The organism is Cohaesibacter haloalkalitolerans, assembly GCF_003574655.1.
Classification (GTDB): Bacteria; Pseudomonadota; Alphaproteobacteria; order Rhizobiales; family Cohaesibacteraceae; genus Cohaesibacter; species Cohaesibacter haloalkalitolerans.
Window position 1 is genome coordinate 183,296 of record NZ_QNUM01000007.1, and the last position, 17,098, is coordinate 200,393.

The following is a 17,098-nucleotide window of genomic DNA, read 5'->3' on the forward strand; positions in this document are numbered from 1 at the left end:
CAAGCGACCAAAACGACATTTCTTTTTGTTTTATGCCAGTTTGGACCGGCCACGATCCTTGATCGGGGTCCCGGCTTATTACTGGCGACATGAAGCGTACGGCCTGAAAAGCGCGACCTGACCAGCCGCGCCGTTTCCAGACAGCATAGCCTTCGTGCCTCATCAAATGAAAGCGCCAGATCGAGCGGTCTTTGTCATCGGCAACCGGGTGTGCTACCGTGCCCGTAGTGCCGCTGTATGAAAGGCCACCCCGGACGCTCGACTAAAGAAGTGTTCATTCTTTTGAGATCAGCCCATTTTACGGGCTTTGTAAAAATGACATTATATTAGACAGTTAAGTGGTTTAACCAAGCTCATTTTTACAGAACGAAATTTCAGGTGCAGATTCGCGATCCGCATTTGATCCATGTCTATGTTTAGTGGTCAGATACCCCAGTAATGTTCTGGTAACTTTGACCTGGAGGCTTCAATATGAAAATTTCGACTATTTCCTGCGAACCGATTTCAGGCCAGAAACCCGGGACATCTGGACTACGAAAGAAAACCCGGGTCTTCATGGAGCCCGGTTATCTGGAAAATTTCATTCAATCCGTTTTCAATGCTATCGGTGGAGCTGAAGGCAAGACGTTTGTGGTAGGAGGCGATGGCCGTTACTTCAACCGCAAGGCAATTCAGATCATTCTTGCCATGGCCGCCGCCAACGGCGCAGCCAAGGTCATCGTCGGTCAGCACGGTTTGCTTTCCACACCTGCAGCCTCCAACCTTATTCGCAAATACAAGACCGAAGGCGGCCTCATTCTTTCAGCCAGCCACAACCCCGGCGGCATCGACGCGGACTTCGGCGTCAAATACAACGTATCCAACGGTGGCCCGGCTCCTGAAAGCGTCACCGAGGCGATCTACAAGGAAACCTGCTCGATCAGCTCCTACAAGATCCTGCAGGGCGAGATGATCGATCTGGGCTCTATCGGCAACAAGAAGCTCGGCGAGATGGACGTCAACGTGATCGATCCGGTCAAGGACTACAAGGACCTGATGGCGTCGCTGTTCGACTTCGTGGCCATCCGCAACCTGATTGCCGGTGGCTTCACCCTTGTGTTCGACGCCATGCATGCGGTCACCGGACCCTATGCAAAAGCCATTTTCGAGGGATCTCTGGGCGCACCGGAGGGCACCGTGCTCAATGCCGAACCGAGTGAGGATTTCGGCGGCGGTCACCCTGACCCGAACCCGGTTTGGGCCAAGAGCCTGATGGATCTGATGATGTCGGAAAAGGCACCCTGCCTCGGCGCGGCCTCCGATGGCGACGGCGACCGCAACATGATCGTCGGGCGCGGTATCTATGTCACCCCGTCCGACAGCCTTGCCGTTCTGGCCGCCAACGCCCACATGGCGCCGGCCTATCGCAACGGACTGGCCGGAGTTGCCCGTTCCATGCCAACCAGCGCCGCCTGCGACCGCGTTGCCGCCAAGCAGGGCATTGCCTGTTACGAGACGCCGACGGGCTGGAAATTCTTCGGCAATCTACTTGATGCCAACAAGGCCACCATCTGTGGCGAGGAAAGCGCCGGTACCGGCTCCAACCATGTTCGCGAGAAGGACGGTCTCTGGGCAGTTCTCCTGTGGCTCAACATCATCGCCGAGCGTGGCCAGCCGGTCAAAGCCATCCTTGAAGGGCACTGGGCCAAATATGGCCGCGACTATTACAGCCGCTATGACTATGAAGCCATCCCGATGGATGCAGCCAATCAGCTGATTGACGATTTGCGCGGCAAGCTCGCCGAATTGCCGGGCCAGACCTTCGGCAGCCTGACGGTCAAGAATGCCGACGAGTTCTCCTACAACGATCCGGTCGACGGGTCGGTTAGCAGCGGCCAGGGCCTCCGCGTCTGGTTCGAGGGCAAGGCACGGGTTGTCTTCCGCCTTTCCGGCACCGGCACCGACGGCGCAACCCTGCGCGTCTATCTCGAACAATATGTAGACACCCACGGCAAGCACAATCTGCCAACCAAGCAGGTGCTTGATCCACTGGTCAATGCAATGCTGGCAATGACAGATCTCAAGGGTCGCATAGGCCGTACCGAACCGGACGTCATCACCTGATCAACGCATCAGGAGTTGGAAAATACCCCAGACATACGGAAGGCGGCTCTCGAACAGAGCCGCCTTTTCTTCATCGCGACAGTCTTGGGAGAGACAGTCATTGAATTTGATCCGAAGGTCCGGACATTGGCCAATGGGCCTCAGCCCACCTTGCGCACTTCAAGAAGGAACTTGACCAGTTCCTGACGCAGATCGACCAGGCTTCCTTCCTGATGGCCGAGCTTCTCGGACACCTGCATCACTTCCTTGGCGGTGCTCTCGGTCACGGAAGTTGCTTCATTCACTTCGGCAACACCCTGACTCACATCCTTGGTGCCGACGGCAGCTTCCTCGATATTGGAGGAGATCTCCTGGGTGGCTGCACTCTGCTCTTCCACTGCGGCGGCAATGGCTGCCGAGATCTCACTGACCTTTTCGATTGTGTTCGATATTTCGTCATTGGCCTTCACGGCCCGATTGGTTGCCTGCTGCAAACCGTTGATCTGACCGCTGATCTGTTCGGTTGCCTCTGCGGTTTGGGCCGACAGGTTCTTGACTTCCTGCGCTACGATGGCAAAGCCCTTGCCCGCCTCTCCGGCACGCGCAGCCTCGATGGTGGCGTTAAGAGCCAGCAGGTTCGTTTGGGCAGCAATATCGGAAATGAGCGAAACCACTTCGCTGATCTGCTGGGATGCCGTCGCCAGACTGGAGATTTCACCACTCATGTCGTGGGATTTTTCAACCGACATACGGGCGATGCTGCTGCTGTTGACCACCTGAGTATTGATTTCCGCGATGGACTCGGTCAGCTGCTCTACCGCTTCGGAAACGGACTGCATGTTGGCTGAGGCCTGTTCTGCTCCGGCAGCAACCAGCAGGGACTGTTCTTGCGCTCCGTGCGAGGCAGTGGACACTTTCTGCGAGGCATTCCGCAAATTGGCGATCATGTCCGTCATGTTGGACACGATATCCTCAAGCTGATTCTCGAATTTCGTGCCCATCTCGTCAAAGCGATCATGGCGCTGCTTGATCTTCCATGTGGCACGGTTGATGCTCTCGGCCGCCTGTTTGAAGTCGCCAACCATGCCCTTTTCCGCAATCAGGCGAAAATGCTGGTTGCGGGCGACATAATCCAGACAGGCTTTGGACTCGCGAATATAGGCGTCAGAGCGGTCGATCATGTCATTGATGGAATGCATCAACTGACCCAACTCGCCCTTGTCGTGAATATTGGTGATGCGCACGGAGAAATCACCATTTGCGACCGCCTTGCAGACTTCCATCGCCTTGCGAATGGATGCTGATTTCTTTCTGAAAACCATCAGGTATCTCCCCGAAACACTCTATCTTGATGACTTGCCCCAGCGGATCAATCAGCGGAAACCGCGACGCTGCTTCTGCCCAAGCGTGGCGATGAACTCGTCATATTTCTTGCCTCTCTCAGCGAGCAGAGATTCGACCACTTCCACGCCGGCCTTGAGGCCATCCTTGCGGTTGGCAACAGATTTCTCCGCCGCCCGGATCTTGTCATAAAGAGGAATGACGTATTGCTTGAGGATTTCATGATCCGGCACACGACGGTTGGAATGATAGCCGTTCACCTTGCCATCACGCCCCCAGCTGGGTGTCACATGGGCATAGACCCAGTAGTGATCGCCATTCTTGCAGCGGTTGTTCACATAGGCGAAGATCTCGTTGCCGCTCTCGATCGTCTCCCACAAAAGCTTGAAAATCGTGCGAGGCATGTAGGGATGGCGAATGAGACTGTGTTGCTGGCCCAAGACTTCCTTTTCGGTATAACCCGAGATGTCGAGGAAGATCTTGTTTGCATAGGTCAGGCGACCCGACAGATCGGTTTTGCTGACGATGATATCATCTTCACCAAAGAATCTTTCTACACCTGTTACAGACTGTTCAACGGACATCTGAGCGGAAACCTTTATACTAAGGAATACTGTACATTACAGACAATATATACCATCCAACGGTTGGCAACATTGGCAATCACCAGTTTCTATTGTTTCCAGTTAACATATGATAAACAACGGAAATTATACATTTTTATAGGATGCTCCCTCCCGAATTCAGTCCTCTGCCGATTGGCCGTTTCTCGGGCGACCAGCGCCCGCATTCCAACTAATAAATTCTAATTATATTTGACATTTCCACCAAATTAATGACTCGTTATGATTTTTACTTGGTAATATAGTATTTATGAACATTTTACACAATTATACTCAAAACAAACATTTCATAGCTGCGCGAAAAAATCCGGACAGCCGCAAACCCGATCGACTATCCCCGTTGAGGCCAATCACCTTTGAACTGGCGAAGTTTTCGTCTACACTTCCCCCCTCCGGCCCTGTCAGGTTTGCCCTGAAGCGCCTTTCCATGCATCGGGATTTCAGCCATGGCCGAGCTACAATTTGACCGGAATTTCACCCCCCATTATGGCGAGGCCATCACGCTGGCGGACAATGTCAGGCGTGTGACCTGCAACAACCCCAGCCCCTTCACCTTTCACGGCACCAACAGTTATATTGTCGGCCAGGGGACTGTGGTGATCATCGATCCCGGCCCAGCCAACCCGGACCATATCGATGCCCTGCTCCGAGCCACGTCAGGGGAGACCATCAGCCATATCCTGATCACCCACACCCATGCGGATCACTCTCCGGGCGCCCGCCTGCTCAAGGCACGATGCGGCGCACCGATCTTTGCAGAAGGGCCACATCGCCCGACCCGTGCCCTGCATGCGCAGGAGATCAATGCTCTCGATGCGGAAGGCGATGTCGAGCTGGATATAGATCACGTCCTCAGGGATGGTGAGCTCATCGAGGGAGATAGCTGGGCTCTGGAGGTGGTGCATACGCCGGGGCACACAGTCAATCATCTGGCCTTTGCCTTCACCGATGGCTGCGGCCTGTTTTGCGGTGATCACGTCATGGCGTGGTCAACCAGCATCGTGGCACCACCGGACGGCTCTATGGCCGCCTATATGACCAGTCTAGACCGGCTCATGCAGCGCAACGATCGCGTCTATTGGCCGGGACACGGCGGCGTTATCAGCAACCCGCAGCCGTTTCTTGCCGGCCTGAAGGCTCACAGGGAGCGCCGCGAGCAGGCGCTTGTTGCCCACCTTGAAGCCGGACACCAAACAATTGCAGACATGGTCGCATCGATCTATCGGGACGTCGATCCATCCCTGCATGGTGCGGCAGCCCTGTCGATGTTTGCGCAAATGGAATATCTGGTGGCGCGGGGTGTTGTCCGCTGTCTTGACGTAGAACCGACGCTCAACGCTCGCTATCACCTCACCGGACAGCGCTGATCAGGCTTGCAGCAGGGACACATTACCCCACGGCCGGACCGCCCAGATTCTTTGGTTTGGGTTTAGGCAATGGCCCCATCTGAAGACGACGCAAGCGCTCGATTTCTTCCAGCTGCAATTCGTAGCGCTGGACGTTGGAACTCATGCGCTCGTTGATCCCCTCGACAAACCCTTCGATCCGGCGGGCATTCATCCCGAAATCATGCCCCCCCCAAAGCGAGGCGGACCGCATGTCGAGCGTTGTTTCCTCTTCACCGGTCGGGCTCAGCCGAATGACGACAACATAGCGCAAGCCGGTGATGAATGAGCGGGTGTACGCCTCATAATAGGCGTTGTCCCCATCCGCCTTCTGTTCCTCGCTTCTCAGGATCTGCCATTTGCTTTTCTGCAATTCATCAGCCAGAGCCAGTTGCATGAGAGCAATCGGCTGATCATAGACCTGACTCTTGAGCGTTGGGTAGGCCAGCGTCTGGGCTTCCCGCGCCTCGAGCGACGCGATCGCAAGACTGTTGTCTGCATCGGTCCGCATCTGCCAGGCCGCGACGAATTCCGGCGGATCGATCGGATTGGTGGACAGGTCGGAAAAGGGCGGCAAGGTGAAATAAAAGAAAGCCGCCACTGCAGCAGGCAGCAGCACCACCATGGAGCGCACAAAGGCCCCCCACAGCCATTTCCCACCCCGATAGCCTTCAAACCAGATGGCATGAAAGGCCGCCCAGCTCGTCAGAATGGACAGCGCAGCGAGCAGAACCGACACCGCAAAGCAATAAATCGCAATGGACGGGTGCAATCCACCAAAGCGCATCAGCAGGAAGGACAGGATGGCAACCGGAATGCAAAGCCGGGCGAACCAGAGCGCCCATGGAGCCAGACGGGAAGTTTTGAATTTATAAATTCCTGACATCGCCCACTTTCGCTCACTGCATTCGAGACCGGGCCGTCAGAGCGGGGTGCAAGAAGGTCCGATCGAACCATTCCCGAGGCTGAAGATCCATCAGCCCGTCCCCATCAGTATTTGTGCCGAGTCCAACTCTGGTACCGCAGCTTAGAGCCGATCGCGTGCAATCTCAATTGCTCCGGTTACCATGCTCACAAAAAAGCAGAGACCAAACGGCCACCAACCAGATTTTCGGAATTGCTTCGAACTCTTTGCCAGAGACAGCAGGCTTTTTTGCTTGGGTCTTGTTAGGGCTCGCATGAAAATAGGAATTGATAAAATGAATTCGAATGCATTATATTGATAACTATGATGAAAAATATCGATTACCTTTCTCTGGACGGCCGTTCGCTCTACATGATCAAGTTGATCCACGAGCACCGTTCTGTCACAGAAGCCGCAAGATTGTTGGGTGTCACACAGTCCTCTGTCAGCCATTCGCTGGACAGACTGCGCGGTATGCTGGGTGACCCGCTGTTTCTCAAGGTCGGTCGTGCCATGGTGCCCACTGAGCGGGTTGAGACCATGATGGGCGACATCGATGTGGTCCTCAAGGGAATCGAAGGCCTCTACAGCCAGGCCGTTTTCGACCCGCTCAACTCGCGGGATCGTTTCTCCATCGTCTGCAACGATTATGAACACGATCTGCTGGTCCCTGCCATTTTCGAACGACTGAAACAGGAAGCCCCGCATTGTTCGCTAAAGACCTATCAGCTCAATCTGGCCGCTCCGAATCCGCTTGAGCGCGGCTTCACCGATCTTGAACTCTGCCCCTATGCTCCGCAGGATTCGACGGACCTTGTCGTCAGCAGGATCGGCGGTGACCGCATGATCACCTATTATGATCCGACAGTGCGCGAGGCTCCGGTCAGTCTGGACGACTACACAAACGCCGATCATGCCATTCTGTCGTGGGATACCAGCGAAAGCACCTCGGTTGACAAGGCGCTTGCCGAACTGGGGCGTACGCGCAACGTCTCCTATCTCGGGCCCACCTTCTCGTCGGTCGCCATGGTCGTGCGCGGCACCAATATGCTGGCCACAGCGCCGTCCCGCTTGGCGGATTCCATCTTCCGTGAACTGGCCTGGATCGAGCCACCGCTCGAACTGGAAGCCAGCGAGTTTTTCATGGTCTGGCACATTCGCAACCGCCATTCGCCACGACACAAGTGGTTTCGTGAGCTGATCAAATCGGTTGCACGGGATCTGCCGGTAACGAGCGATGTCTGCAAGAAGGTTCAGGAACGGCAGGCCAAGGCCTTGAAAAAAAAGCCTGTCGCGGATGATGCAGCCATCGCCCATTCAGGCAGCCATGGAGCGGCAAATGCAGAGGCCGCCAATGCCCTTGCCTGATCACCAAGAGCGCCATGAGCACCCCGATACCCATGCATGAACGGATCGGGGCGCGAGGCTCAAAGCCTGCATCCCGATCCGACATCAGGTTCAACCGATGCTCCCACCCTATCTGATCCGCTCGGCATTTCGCTCAGACTTCACGGCCATTGCCCGTTTACAGGCAGACAGCTGGGCCGCGAGCTACCGCACCGTTCTGCCTCCCCACTATGTGCGGGAGCGGCTGCATGACGATATCCGGGATGAGTGGGAGCACCGCAAGATCGGCAAGCGAGATGTTGTCCTCGTCGCCGAGGCTGAACAAAACAAGCAGCTCCTGGGTTTCATATCCGTCTGGTGCCCCCCCCTGCCCTTTATCGACAATCTGCACTGTGCTCCAGCCTTCACAGGGCATGGAATCGGCGCCCGCCTGCTTCAGGAAGCTTTCAGCACATTGCTTGCGCAAGGAGATACCACAGCTTCTTTGACAGTTCTTGCAATCAATGAGGGTGCTCGGCGCTTCTACCAAAAGCACGGAGCAGTTGTGAATAACCGACAAAAAGCATCTTTGAGTGGTTATTCTGTGGACGTGGATATCATGCATTGGTCTCATATTAGCAAATTCTAAAATTTTTCAAAATGGCAGACCATTTGCGCCCTCATCCCTAACAATCCATTAAAGAAAATTGATTTTCCAGCCAATAGATAGCCAAATCATGGCAATATCTCCAATATTCTAACCATGAATATTTTAGTCACCATCTCCAAATATCGTTATTTCTGACAATTTCTAAGGAACAAAAAATTAGAAACATCTCATTGGCTTGTCGATGTATGTTATTTGTCAATTGCAACTTAAATTATTATTTACTTGTGATATTGTTTAATTGTCTAAACCAAGGCAAACACAGGACTGCAATTAGCAAAACAAAGATTGAGCCAAACAAGCCGCTATAAACTTGGAACGCAGTCACAAATCAGGCACCGAACTCCTAAAGATCCAGACCAAAAGCAAGAAATCGTTGGGAAATAACTCATGACGCGAGTCCCCCCGGAAAGAAGCGACAAGAAATTTTTTAGTGAATCGGACCTGATGACTCTATCCATTCCTCTGTGGGTTATGGATCTGGATCATTCGCGCCTTGTATGGGCGAATGATTCCGCAAGGAAATTGTGGCAGGCAGAAACGCTTGAAGAACTCTATTCCCGGAATTTTGAAGCCGAGATCAGTAACACGGTAGCCTCCCGCCTGGAGCATTATCGTGCGGCTTCCCATGATACCGGCCAGTGCTTCAAGGAACTGTGGACCCTCTATCCAGATGGCAAACCCTGCGCCTATCAGGTTCAGATTTCCGGTCATACCTTGCCAGACGGACGGACCGGTCTGCGGTTTGAGGCCAATCCGGATAGTAATCGTTTGCCCGAGCAGATCAGAAGCGCCGAGGCGCTCAACCATATTCCGATTTGCATCTCCCTTTATGACATGGACGGCGAGCCGCTCTACAAGAACCCGGCTGCACTGGAAACCTATGGTGACGCCATGCTCGCTCTGCGTGGCCGGTTCATCAAACGGTCAGACTATGACAAATTCGTCCGGGGCATACGGAAGGGCCGCTCGGTCACCAAGATCTGCGAAGTGCAGACCAGCAAGGGAAAGCGCTGGCATGAGATCACGGGGCGCCGCTGTTTTGACGGCCCGACCGGTCAGGCAGCCTGCATCCTAACAGAATCCGACGTTACGGAGCTGAAGGAAAAGGAAAATCGCGTCCGCTACCTTGCTCACTATGACATGTTGACCGGGCTGCATAACCGCAACTATGTCAACTCTCATTATCCCGAAATGATCGAACTGGCTTTCCGCGGCAATGAGCGTCTGGTGTTCATGGTGGTCGGCCTTGACCACTTCAAGTCGATCAACGAGACTCTCGGGCACCCAACCGGAGACGCCCTGCTCAAGCATGTGGCCTCCCTGTTACAGCTCAGCCTTGAAGAAGACGAGCATATTGCACGTCTGGGCGGGGACGAGTTCGTGATCGTTCGCTCCTTCCGGTCTACTGCCGAGTTGGATGTCTGCTGCCAGTCCCTGCTCGCAGCGATCAATTCGGAATGTTGCGTTGGAGACCATATTCTGAGCGCCAATGCCAGCATCGGACTGGTTCTGTTCCCGGAACACGGTAGCGACCTGCCGACCCTGTTGCGCCATTGTGATCTGGCCTTGCATGATGCCAAGGACAGCGGCCGCAATACCTACCGCTTCTACCGGCCAGCATTGCAGCAGGCAGCACTGGCCAAGCGTTCGCTGGAGAAGGATCTGGCGCGGGCCGTCGAAAATGGCGAGTTTGTGCTCTACTATCAGCCAAGGGTCGATTGCCAGAGCCAGAAGGTGGTAAGTGCCGAAGCGCTGATGCGCTGGCAGCATCCGGAACGCGGGCTGGTCTTTCCGGGCGAGTTCATCGGAGTTCTGGAAGACACCGGCCTCATTCACAAGGTTGGCGACTGGATCGTCGATCGAGCTGGGCGCGACCAGCGGACCTTGTCCCGCAATGGTTACAACATTCCGATTTCCATCAATATTTCGCCCAGACAGTTCGAGCGCAGCGATTTTGTCAACCGGCTGAAGGCTGGCCTGGCAAAAACCCAGTGCCCAGCCGATTGCATCGAGATCGAAATCACGGAAAGCATGTTGATGGGCGAGACCTTTGACGCCAAGTCCGTGTTGATGGATCTGTGCCGCGCAGGTTTCTCGATTGCCGTCGATGACTTCGGCACCGGCTATTCGAACCTTGCCTATATTCAGGAATACCCGATCACCAGCCTCAAGGTGGACCGCTCCTTCGTCAACATGATCGAGGAACAAAGCTCCGTCATCAATCTCATCCTGTCGCTATGCCGACTGATCGGGATTTCGGCAGTCGCCGAGGGTGTGGAAACAATCGACCAACTGGCCTGGTTGCGGATGAACCATTGCGATCAGTATCAGGGCTTCCTCTATTCGCGTCCGGTTCCTCTTGAGAAGCTGCTGGGAATGATGACATCAAGCCATCAGCACATGATGAAGTCGCGCTTGCCCGCCACGCTCGATGCGGAAGTCATCTGGGCGTAAGGGCTCTCCTCAAAGCCTGTCCTGCTTCTGAGCGGCGATGATTTCGCCGCTCTTCCCGCCTCTTTGCATCAGATCATCGGGGTGACATGGTCGGTCAGGCTCGCGCAGGAAGGCTTTTGCACAGGGATTTATCAGTTGGCCTCACGCCGCCTTCCGCCTGCAAAACATGACCTCGCATCATTTGGTTGCATTCTTGAACCCAAATCAGGCCCCTATTACATGGCATGTTTGAAAGGCGTGGCATCAGCCGTCGTTGGATCCCTGCGTTTCAGTTAGCGGGAATCGCCATCATTGACGTCCATTGGTTTGCAGAACCGCCATTTCGGTAAAATCCCGCGCCATTTTTCACCTATAAGTGCATTTATATTAGAGATAAAACTTCCAGTTTTAGTCAATTGTTAACAAAACACTCTAATCCCCTATACTAAAGGTGTTCAAAACACCTGACATTTCTCTCATCGACACCCCTCCCTCGCACATATGTACGAGAAGACTTGCACAATGTCGTTCATTTTGCGATTAGTTAGGCTGGCGATGGCGAGTATTACATGGGCGACATGACAGACCGATTCAGTCTGCTGCAAGAAACTATTTTCCGGGAAATCCAGAATGCTGAAAATGTCGAGAAGGCAGTTTTCACATTGCGGGATGGCTACAGCCTCGGACATGTCACCTATCATCTGGCCCAGACGATCAAGGGCGATTTGCATATTGACTCGCCATTTGTGAGAACAACCTACCCGCCGGAATGGATCGCCATCTATCTGACGCGTAGCTATGTTACCGTCGATCCGGTGATCAAGGAAGGCATGCGCCGCAGTCTGCCGTTTGACTGGTCCGAGCTGGAACCCACCGAAGAAGCCATGAAGATGATGGTTGAGTTCCACGCTCAAGGAATGGGCGAATTCGGCTATTCCATCCCGATCACGGACAAGGTGGGACGTCGCGCACTGCTGTCGGTCAACTCCAAACCGGGAGAGCGGAACTGGTCCAAGGTGGTTCAATCCTTCCGTCCGGACTGGATGGATCTGGCACATGTGCTGCACAAGAAGGCAATCATCGAACTGTTCGGTGACGAGGATCCCGTGCCGATCCTCAGTCCACGTGAACTTGAAACGCTACACTGGTCTGCACAGGGCAAGGACTACAAGGAAATCAGCGCCATCATCGGTATTTCCGAACACACGGTTCGCACCTACATGCGATCAGCCCGCTACAAGCTGAATTGCGCAAACATGTCCCAGGCCGTTGCCAAGGCCCTGAAGCTCAATCTTATCGATCTCTAGCCCCCTTATACACCCTTGGCTCGCCCTCACTTCGCGTCGCGCAATACTACATTTGTGCGAACCCATTTATGCGAATTTTCAAGCCGGACTTTTTGAAACATTGTGGCTCTATCAGTTTTACCGATGGAGCAAAAAGATGTTTGTGACACTGCAAGCCCATGAATATCACAAATATCCAGTTTTGATGGATCGCATGTTCAGGCTCCGCAAGGAGGTTTTCGCCGACCAGCTCGAGTGGGATGTGTCCGTTGAAAATGGCCGTGAACGCGATTTCTATGACGAGAAGATGCCCGTCTATCTGGTGTGGTGCAACGAAGAGAGGACGGTGCTTTATGGCTCGATGCGGCTGATGCCGACGACCGGCCCGACCTTGCTTTATGACGTCTTCCGCCGGACTTTCCCGGTCGAGCTTTCACTGTCAGCCCCCGGTATCTGGGAAGGCACCCGGATGTGCATTGATCAGGACGCCCTTGCTCGCGACTATCCGAACATCGACCCGGGTCGGGCCTTCAGCCTGATGTTCCTGGCGCTGTGCGAATGCGCGCTCGATCATGGCATTCATACCATGATCTCCAACTATGAGCCGCAGATGAAGCTGATCTATCGCCGTGCTGGCGTTGATGTCCATGAACTGGGCCGTGCTGATGGCTATGGCAAACGCCCGGTCTGCTGCGGCATGTTCGAGGTCTCTGACGCGGTTCTGAGCCGGATGCAATCCAAGCTTGGCATCTCATCTACGCTTTATCACAAAAACGGGCGCCACCCGGACCCGATTGAACTTGCAGCTTGATACCCGGAACTCTGTTTAATCACAGATTTTAGGATCCGAATGACCGCTTGAAACCCGGTCGCCAAAAGAAACACGACGAAAGGGCATGAGACTGAGACAATTGCAGAAGGCCATTTTGGGTCATTCCAATCATGCAAGTCCTGCTTTCAACCCTGAACAGACAGACAATAACCTGAGGACAGCTCAGTAAAAGCAACAAAAGAGCCAGCAACGATGTGAAGAGGCCGTCACCTTTTCCATAATGGCTTCAACAACAAAAGCATAGGTTTTTGAAATAAATAAAACTGAATGCCAACGTCCCCAGGCTTTCACAATTTTCATGTAGCTCGGTGCTACTGACAACTTGAAGCGTCGCTGTTCACAGTGACGCTTTTTTTTATATTTTCTCTCATGACGCCCCAGACCCCATTCAGGCATCGCTGTTGATGTATGCCAGCAGAGCCCTTTGGATCTGGTCCAATATGCACCAACATGGCGATTGCAGAAAATCGAAGGTGAAGGCTTCCCTTCGGGCCACTTTGCCTCATGGGGCGTGTTTTTGACCAAAACGCCTCGCCAGTCATGGACAGAATCGTAGATTTTCACGGCTTCGAAATTACAGGTTCATCCATGTTCATCGGCCGTATCCTTTGTATAATCTTATCAAGAATTTGAATAAGGGTTGGAGCATGGTCTCACAGCCCGGTCCAAGGAAGTGTATGGCGGGATTTTCATCCCCTGTGGTTGAATTCAAATCGCATGTGGACTTGCACCCAGGGAGAGAACAGTCTGGTTGCCCATCAGGAGGATAGGGCATGACTGGTGGTTTCGCGCCATCCAAAAGACAAAGCATTCCAATTCGTTCGCGCTGGCAACACCTGTCTGTTTGTACAGTTTGCCTGTGCACCAAAAACATCTGACTGTTTACCCAAGGGAGGGTCCTGTGAAATTCAAGATGACGATTTTGGCCGCGCTGATGGCCGCCACCAGTCTTTCGGTCGCCAATGCCGCAGATCTGCGCATGTCCTGGTGGGGCGGCAACAGCCGCCACGAAGCAACCCAGAAGGCTCTGACCTACTGCGGTGACAAGCTTGGCCACACCATCGCGCCGGAATTCACGTCCTGGACCGGCCATCTGACCAAGGTTACCACCCAGTTGGCTGGTGGCACAGAAGCTGACATCATGCAGATCAACTGGCCATGGTTGCCGTTGTTCTCCAAGGATGGCAACGGCTTTGCCGATATCAACAATTTCAAGGACATCATCGACCTCACCCAGTGGTCCGACAGCGAGCTGGCCTCTACCAGCGTTGCCGGAAAGCTTCAGGGCCTGCCGCTTTCCATCACCGGTCGCGTGCCATGGTTCAACACGACCACCTACGAGAAGGCTGGGGTTGCCTTGCCAACAAGCTGGGATGAACTGGAAGCTGCTGCAAAGGTCTTCAAGGAAAAACTCGGCGACAACTACTATCCGTATGAAGCCACAGGGCTTGAGTCCAAGGGTCTGGATGCGCGCGGCCTGATCATGGTCTATCTGACGCAGAAGACCGGCAAGACCATGATCGACCCGGAAACTCTCGCCCTCAACTATTCCGTCGAGGATTTCAAGGCTGGTCTTGAAATGTATGGCCGCTTTGCAGACAGTGGCGTTATCGTGCCATGGAAGACCGTTGCCGCTGCCGGTGCCAATATGCCTCTGCACGAAAACCCGAACTGGGCTGACGGCCATATCGCTGGCACCTATCAGTGGGATACCACCTATCACAAGATCGCAGATCCTCTGAAGGAAGGTCAGGAACTGGTTCCAACCCCGATCCTGAAGAATGCCGATGCGACCAATGATGGTGTATTCCGCAAACCTTCCATGCTGTTCTCGATCTCCAAGAATTCGAAGAACCCGAAGGCTGCTGCTGAAGTCATGAACTGCCTGCTCAACGATACCGGTGCAGCCGAGATCCTTGGCACGACCCGCGGCATTCCCGCTTCCAAGGCTGCGCTCAACTATCTGATGGAAAAGGGTGCCATCGAACCGGTTCTGCTGAAAGCCCACAAACTTGTTCTGGACTCTACCGGCCCGGCGATTTCGCCTTTCTTTGATCATCCGAAGATCATTGAAGTCTATGGCGATGCGCTCGAAATGTTCGCTTATGGCGAAATGAGTGCTGAAGAGGCCGCCGTTGAAATCCATGACGGCATGGCTGAAATTCTGGAAGACCTGAAGAAATAATGCGCAGACGGGGAGCCCCCCCCCCTGAACGCGACACAGAAACAGACAAGGCCCGGCATTCATCCTGCCGGGCCTTGTTCCATTTCAATGACCGGCCAGCTCACCGACCGGCTCAATCGATAAACAGCTTTCTGGCGCTGCGGGTAAGCGACTTCAGCCTGTCAGGAGACTGGCTCTGCGGATAGAGCAGCTTGTAGTCCTGCTTCTGCATATATTCGATGCTTGAGGTCAGTAGGCCGCGGGAAATTTTCCCCACCGCGCGGAAGTCAGCGATGGTCCGCATGATCGGTTTCAGGGTCTGGCGGGTTGCCAGCGCTTCAAAGAAGCTCTCGTCCTCGCTCTTCTGCATGGCGCTGAAGAGGTTGATGTCGCGTGGCCGGTGGGCATCGGAGCCGAAGCTGCGCCCTACCCCGGCTGGTACCAGTGCTTCGGGGAAGTGGGCCGTCTTTTCCAACTGATCCTTGAATTTCGTTCTGGGCAGCGCGTCGAGCGGGACTTCAAGAAACGAACCGTTCGACATTTCGATATAGTCGAAATGGGGCAACAGCGCGCAGGTTGTCTCCAACCCCAGACCGGTGACAATGCCGGTGGTACTTGGTGAGAAGGGATGCGGCAGGATGGTGATGCATTCGTCGGACTGCATGGTGATCGCGTCATGGATAGACCATGAGAAAGCAGGAAATTCTTCCAGAGCATATGCCAACGCCTGACGGCTCGGACACAACTGGATCACCTCAACCCCTTCCCGCGAGATATTTTCGACACCCGGCACGACATGCAGCGACAGGCCATGATGGCGAACCATATCGCACAGGAAGTCATAGGCCTCCAGCGGCCTCTTGTAGGCATGTTCGGTTGAGCACAGGCCGTGAAGATGCCTCACACGCGAGGCAAGATGGGTTGCGATCCGCCTGCGCCTTGAATGATTGCGCCGAAAGACATTGGCATGAAAATGCGTATCGATCACGACAGAGCTGTCTGGCTCATAAACGCCCATTCAAGGCGGCTCCTCTCCTCATGGCGTGCCCTTGATGCCATATCGCTGCCTTCTCCATAACATGACATGTCATGTTATCGCAGTCTCGCGGGAGGCCCCGGTCTGGCCAGCATGGGCCATGCGGATGCCCGGACACACAGCTGCGACCTCACCGCCGGACTGCTTCGTTGGGTAATTCTAGCAACAGCGCTCACCGGACACCAGACTTTTCGCATGGCAAGCAGCCGAGCCCTGTGCCTTCATCATCGCATGCCTTTGAAGACCAACCGGAAAAGGGCAAAGAAATAGACCAGATAATAGGCCAGAAACAGCAGGGCAAAGACGTTGATTAGCAGGCTGCTCTGAACATAGAGCGCCACGATATAGATGATGAAATAGAGATATTTGACCCGCAGGATGAAGGGCATCCGCACACTGATGAGGTTGCAGATCACCATCAGATAGACGGTGTGGCCATAGAAGAAGGCAAACAGAATGTTGGCCAAGATGTCTGCATCGAGCCAGAAGATGGCCCCGAGGGCGACAAGCACCACGCCAAACTGATCGGTAAAGATGTCAACCAGCGATCCACCCGCGCTGTCTTCCCGGTTCAGCCGGGCCAGAGGCCCATCCAGCCCATCCATGAGAACGTAGAGCACAAATCCTGCCGCAGCCAGATTCCAATAGTTGGCGGGCATGGCGACCGCGAAGGTCGCGAACAGGCCGCCAACGAAACTGAGCATCGTCGGGGTCACACCTTTGGCGGCAAGAAAGCGCACGAGCGGACGGAAGAGCAGATCTCTTTTCGCCGCAAAAGCGGCCTGCTTCTCGCCCTCTCCTTTATTGAAATAATCCAAACTGTTTTCACCTGATCTTGTGTGTGGTCACTTATAACAGAAACTGAAATCTCATGCTTCGATTACCTGCTTTTCCGCCTTTCTGGCCAGTGATATCAGAAACAATGCAGAAATATTCACCATTTGACGCAGTCTCCCGGAAAAGAGATTGCAAGCATTCCAATTGGGGCTTAAACCCTAAGTCGGAGGACTTCCAAG

At 54.2% G+C, this 17,098-nt stretch carries 14 protein-coding genes; 8 read left to right on the forward strand and 6 right to left on the reverse strand.

Annotation, left to right across the window (positions count from 1 at the left end; genetic code table 11):
- Positions 1-471 precede the first annotated feature (471 nt).
- Complete coding sequence (locus DSL70_RS17870; RefSeq protein WP_119309327.1) at positions 472-2,103, forward strand: alpha-D-glucose phosphate-specific phosphoglucomutase; 1,632 nt, start codon at positions 472-474, stop codon at positions 2,101-2,103.
- A 140-nt stretch (positions 2,104-2,243) separates the two neighbouring features.
- On the opposite strand, the gene DSL70_RS22765 is transcribed toward DSL70_RS17870, so the two are convergent.
- A complete protein-coding gene (locus DSL70_RS22765; RefSeq protein ID WP_119309328.1) occupies positions 2,244-3,404 on the reverse strand; it encodes a methyl-accepting chemotaxis protein in 1,161 nt (386 codons plus the stop codon).
- A 51-nt stretch (positions 3,405-3,455) separates the two neighbouring features.
- Positions 3,456-4,007: a PAS domain-containing protein gene (locus DSL70_RS17880; RefSeq protein ID WP_119309329.1), complete on the reverse strand. Its 552-nt coding sequence runs from the start codon at positions 4,005-4,007 to the stop codon at positions 3,456-3,458.
- Positions 4,008-4,492: 485 nt separating this feature from the next.
- Here DSL70_RS17880 and DSL70_RS17885 point away from each other — a divergent pair, with 485 nt between their 5' ends.
- A complete protein-coding gene (locus tag DSL70_RS17885; RefSeq protein WP_119309330.1) occupies positions 4,493-5,413 on the forward strand; it encodes an MBL fold metallo-hydrolase in 921 nt (306 codons plus the stop codon).
- 22 nt (positions 5,414-5,435) lie between these two features.
- Here DSL70_RS17885 and DSL70_RS17890 read toward each other — a convergent pair whose 3' ends face one another.
- Complete coding sequence (locus DSL70_RS17890; protein ID WP_119309331.1) at positions 5,436-6,317, reverse strand: DUF1499 domain-containing protein; 882 nt, start codon at positions 6,315-6,317, stop codon at positions 5,436-5,438.
- A gap of 345 nt (positions 6,318-6,662) precedes the next feature.
- On the opposite strand from DSL70_RS17890, the gene DSL70_RS17895 reads away from it, so the two are divergent.
- The 5 genes from DSL70_RS17895 (at position 6,663) to DSL70_RS17915 (ending at position 12,861) form a co-directional block, all read left to right on the forward strand.
- Positions 6,663-7,703, forward strand: coding sequence for a LysR family transcriptional regulator (locus tag DSL70_RS17895; protein WP_162916880.1), 1,041 nt, complete (start codon positions 6,663-6,665; stop codon positions 7,701-7,703).
- A 97-nt stretch (positions 7,704-7,800) separates the two neighbouring features.
- Positions 7,801-8,310, forward strand: coding sequence for a GNAT family N-acetyltransferase (locus DSL70_RS17900; RefSeq protein WP_119309333.1), 510 nt, complete (start codon positions 7,801-7,803; stop codon positions 8,308-8,310).
- Positions 8,311-8,775: 465 nt separating this feature from the next.
- On the forward strand, positions 8,776-10,785 hold the full coding sequence (locus DSL70_RS17905) for a putative bifunctional diguanylate cyclase/phosphodiesterase (protein WP_162916882.1): 2,010 nt from the start codon (positions 8,776-8,778) through the stop codon (positions 10,783-10,785).
- Between the two features lie 548 nt (positions 10,786-11,333).
- Positions 11,334-12,071, forward strand: a complete 738-nt coding sequence (locus DSL70_RS17910) for a helix-turn-helix transcriptional regulator (protein ID WP_245418263.1) — start codon at positions 11,334-11,336, stop codon at positions 12,069-12,071.
- 136 nt (positions 12,072-12,207) lie between these two features.
- Entirely contained in the window at positions 12,208-12,861 is a 654-nt protein-coding gene (locus tag DSL70_RS17915) for an acyl-homoserine-lactone synthase (protein WP_119309335.1), read from the forward strand.
- Between the two features lie 183 nt (positions 12,862-13,044).
- Here the strand turns inward: DSL70_RS17915 and DSL70_RS22325 are convergent, their stop codons facing one another.
- Positions 13,045-13,446, reverse strand: a complete 402-nt coding sequence (locus DSL70_RS22325) for a hypothetical protein (RefSeq protein WP_162916884.1) — start codon at positions 13,444-13,446, stop codon at positions 13,045-13,047.
- Between the two features lie 349 nt (positions 13,447-13,795).
- Here DSL70_RS22325 and DSL70_RS17920 point away from each other — a divergent pair, with 349 nt between their 5' ends.
- Entirely contained in the window at positions 13,796-15,067 is a 1,272-nt protein-coding gene (locus DSL70_RS17920; protein ID WP_119309336.1) for an ABC transporter substrate-binding protein, read from the forward strand.
- A 112-nt stretch (positions 15,068-15,179) separates the two neighbouring features.
- Here the strand turns inward: DSL70_RS17920 and DSL70_RS17925 are convergent, their stop codons facing one another.
- Together DSL70_RS17925 and DSL70_RS17930 are read right to left on the reverse strand one after the other, a co-directional pair.
- Positions 15,180-16,064 carry a hypothetical protein gene (locus DSL70_RS17925; protein ID WP_119309337.1) on the reverse strand — a complete coding sequence of 295 codons (885 nt, stop codon included), beginning with the start codon at positions 16,062-16,064 and terminating at the stop codon, positions 15,180-15,182.
- A gap of 242 nt (positions 16,065-16,306) precedes the next feature.
- Entirely contained in the window at positions 16,307-16,900 is a 594-nt protein-coding gene (locus DSL70_RS17930) for a CDP-alcohol phosphatidyltransferase family protein (RefSeq protein ID WP_119309338.1), read from the reverse strand.
- Positions 16,901-17,098: the final 198 nt, after the last annotated feature.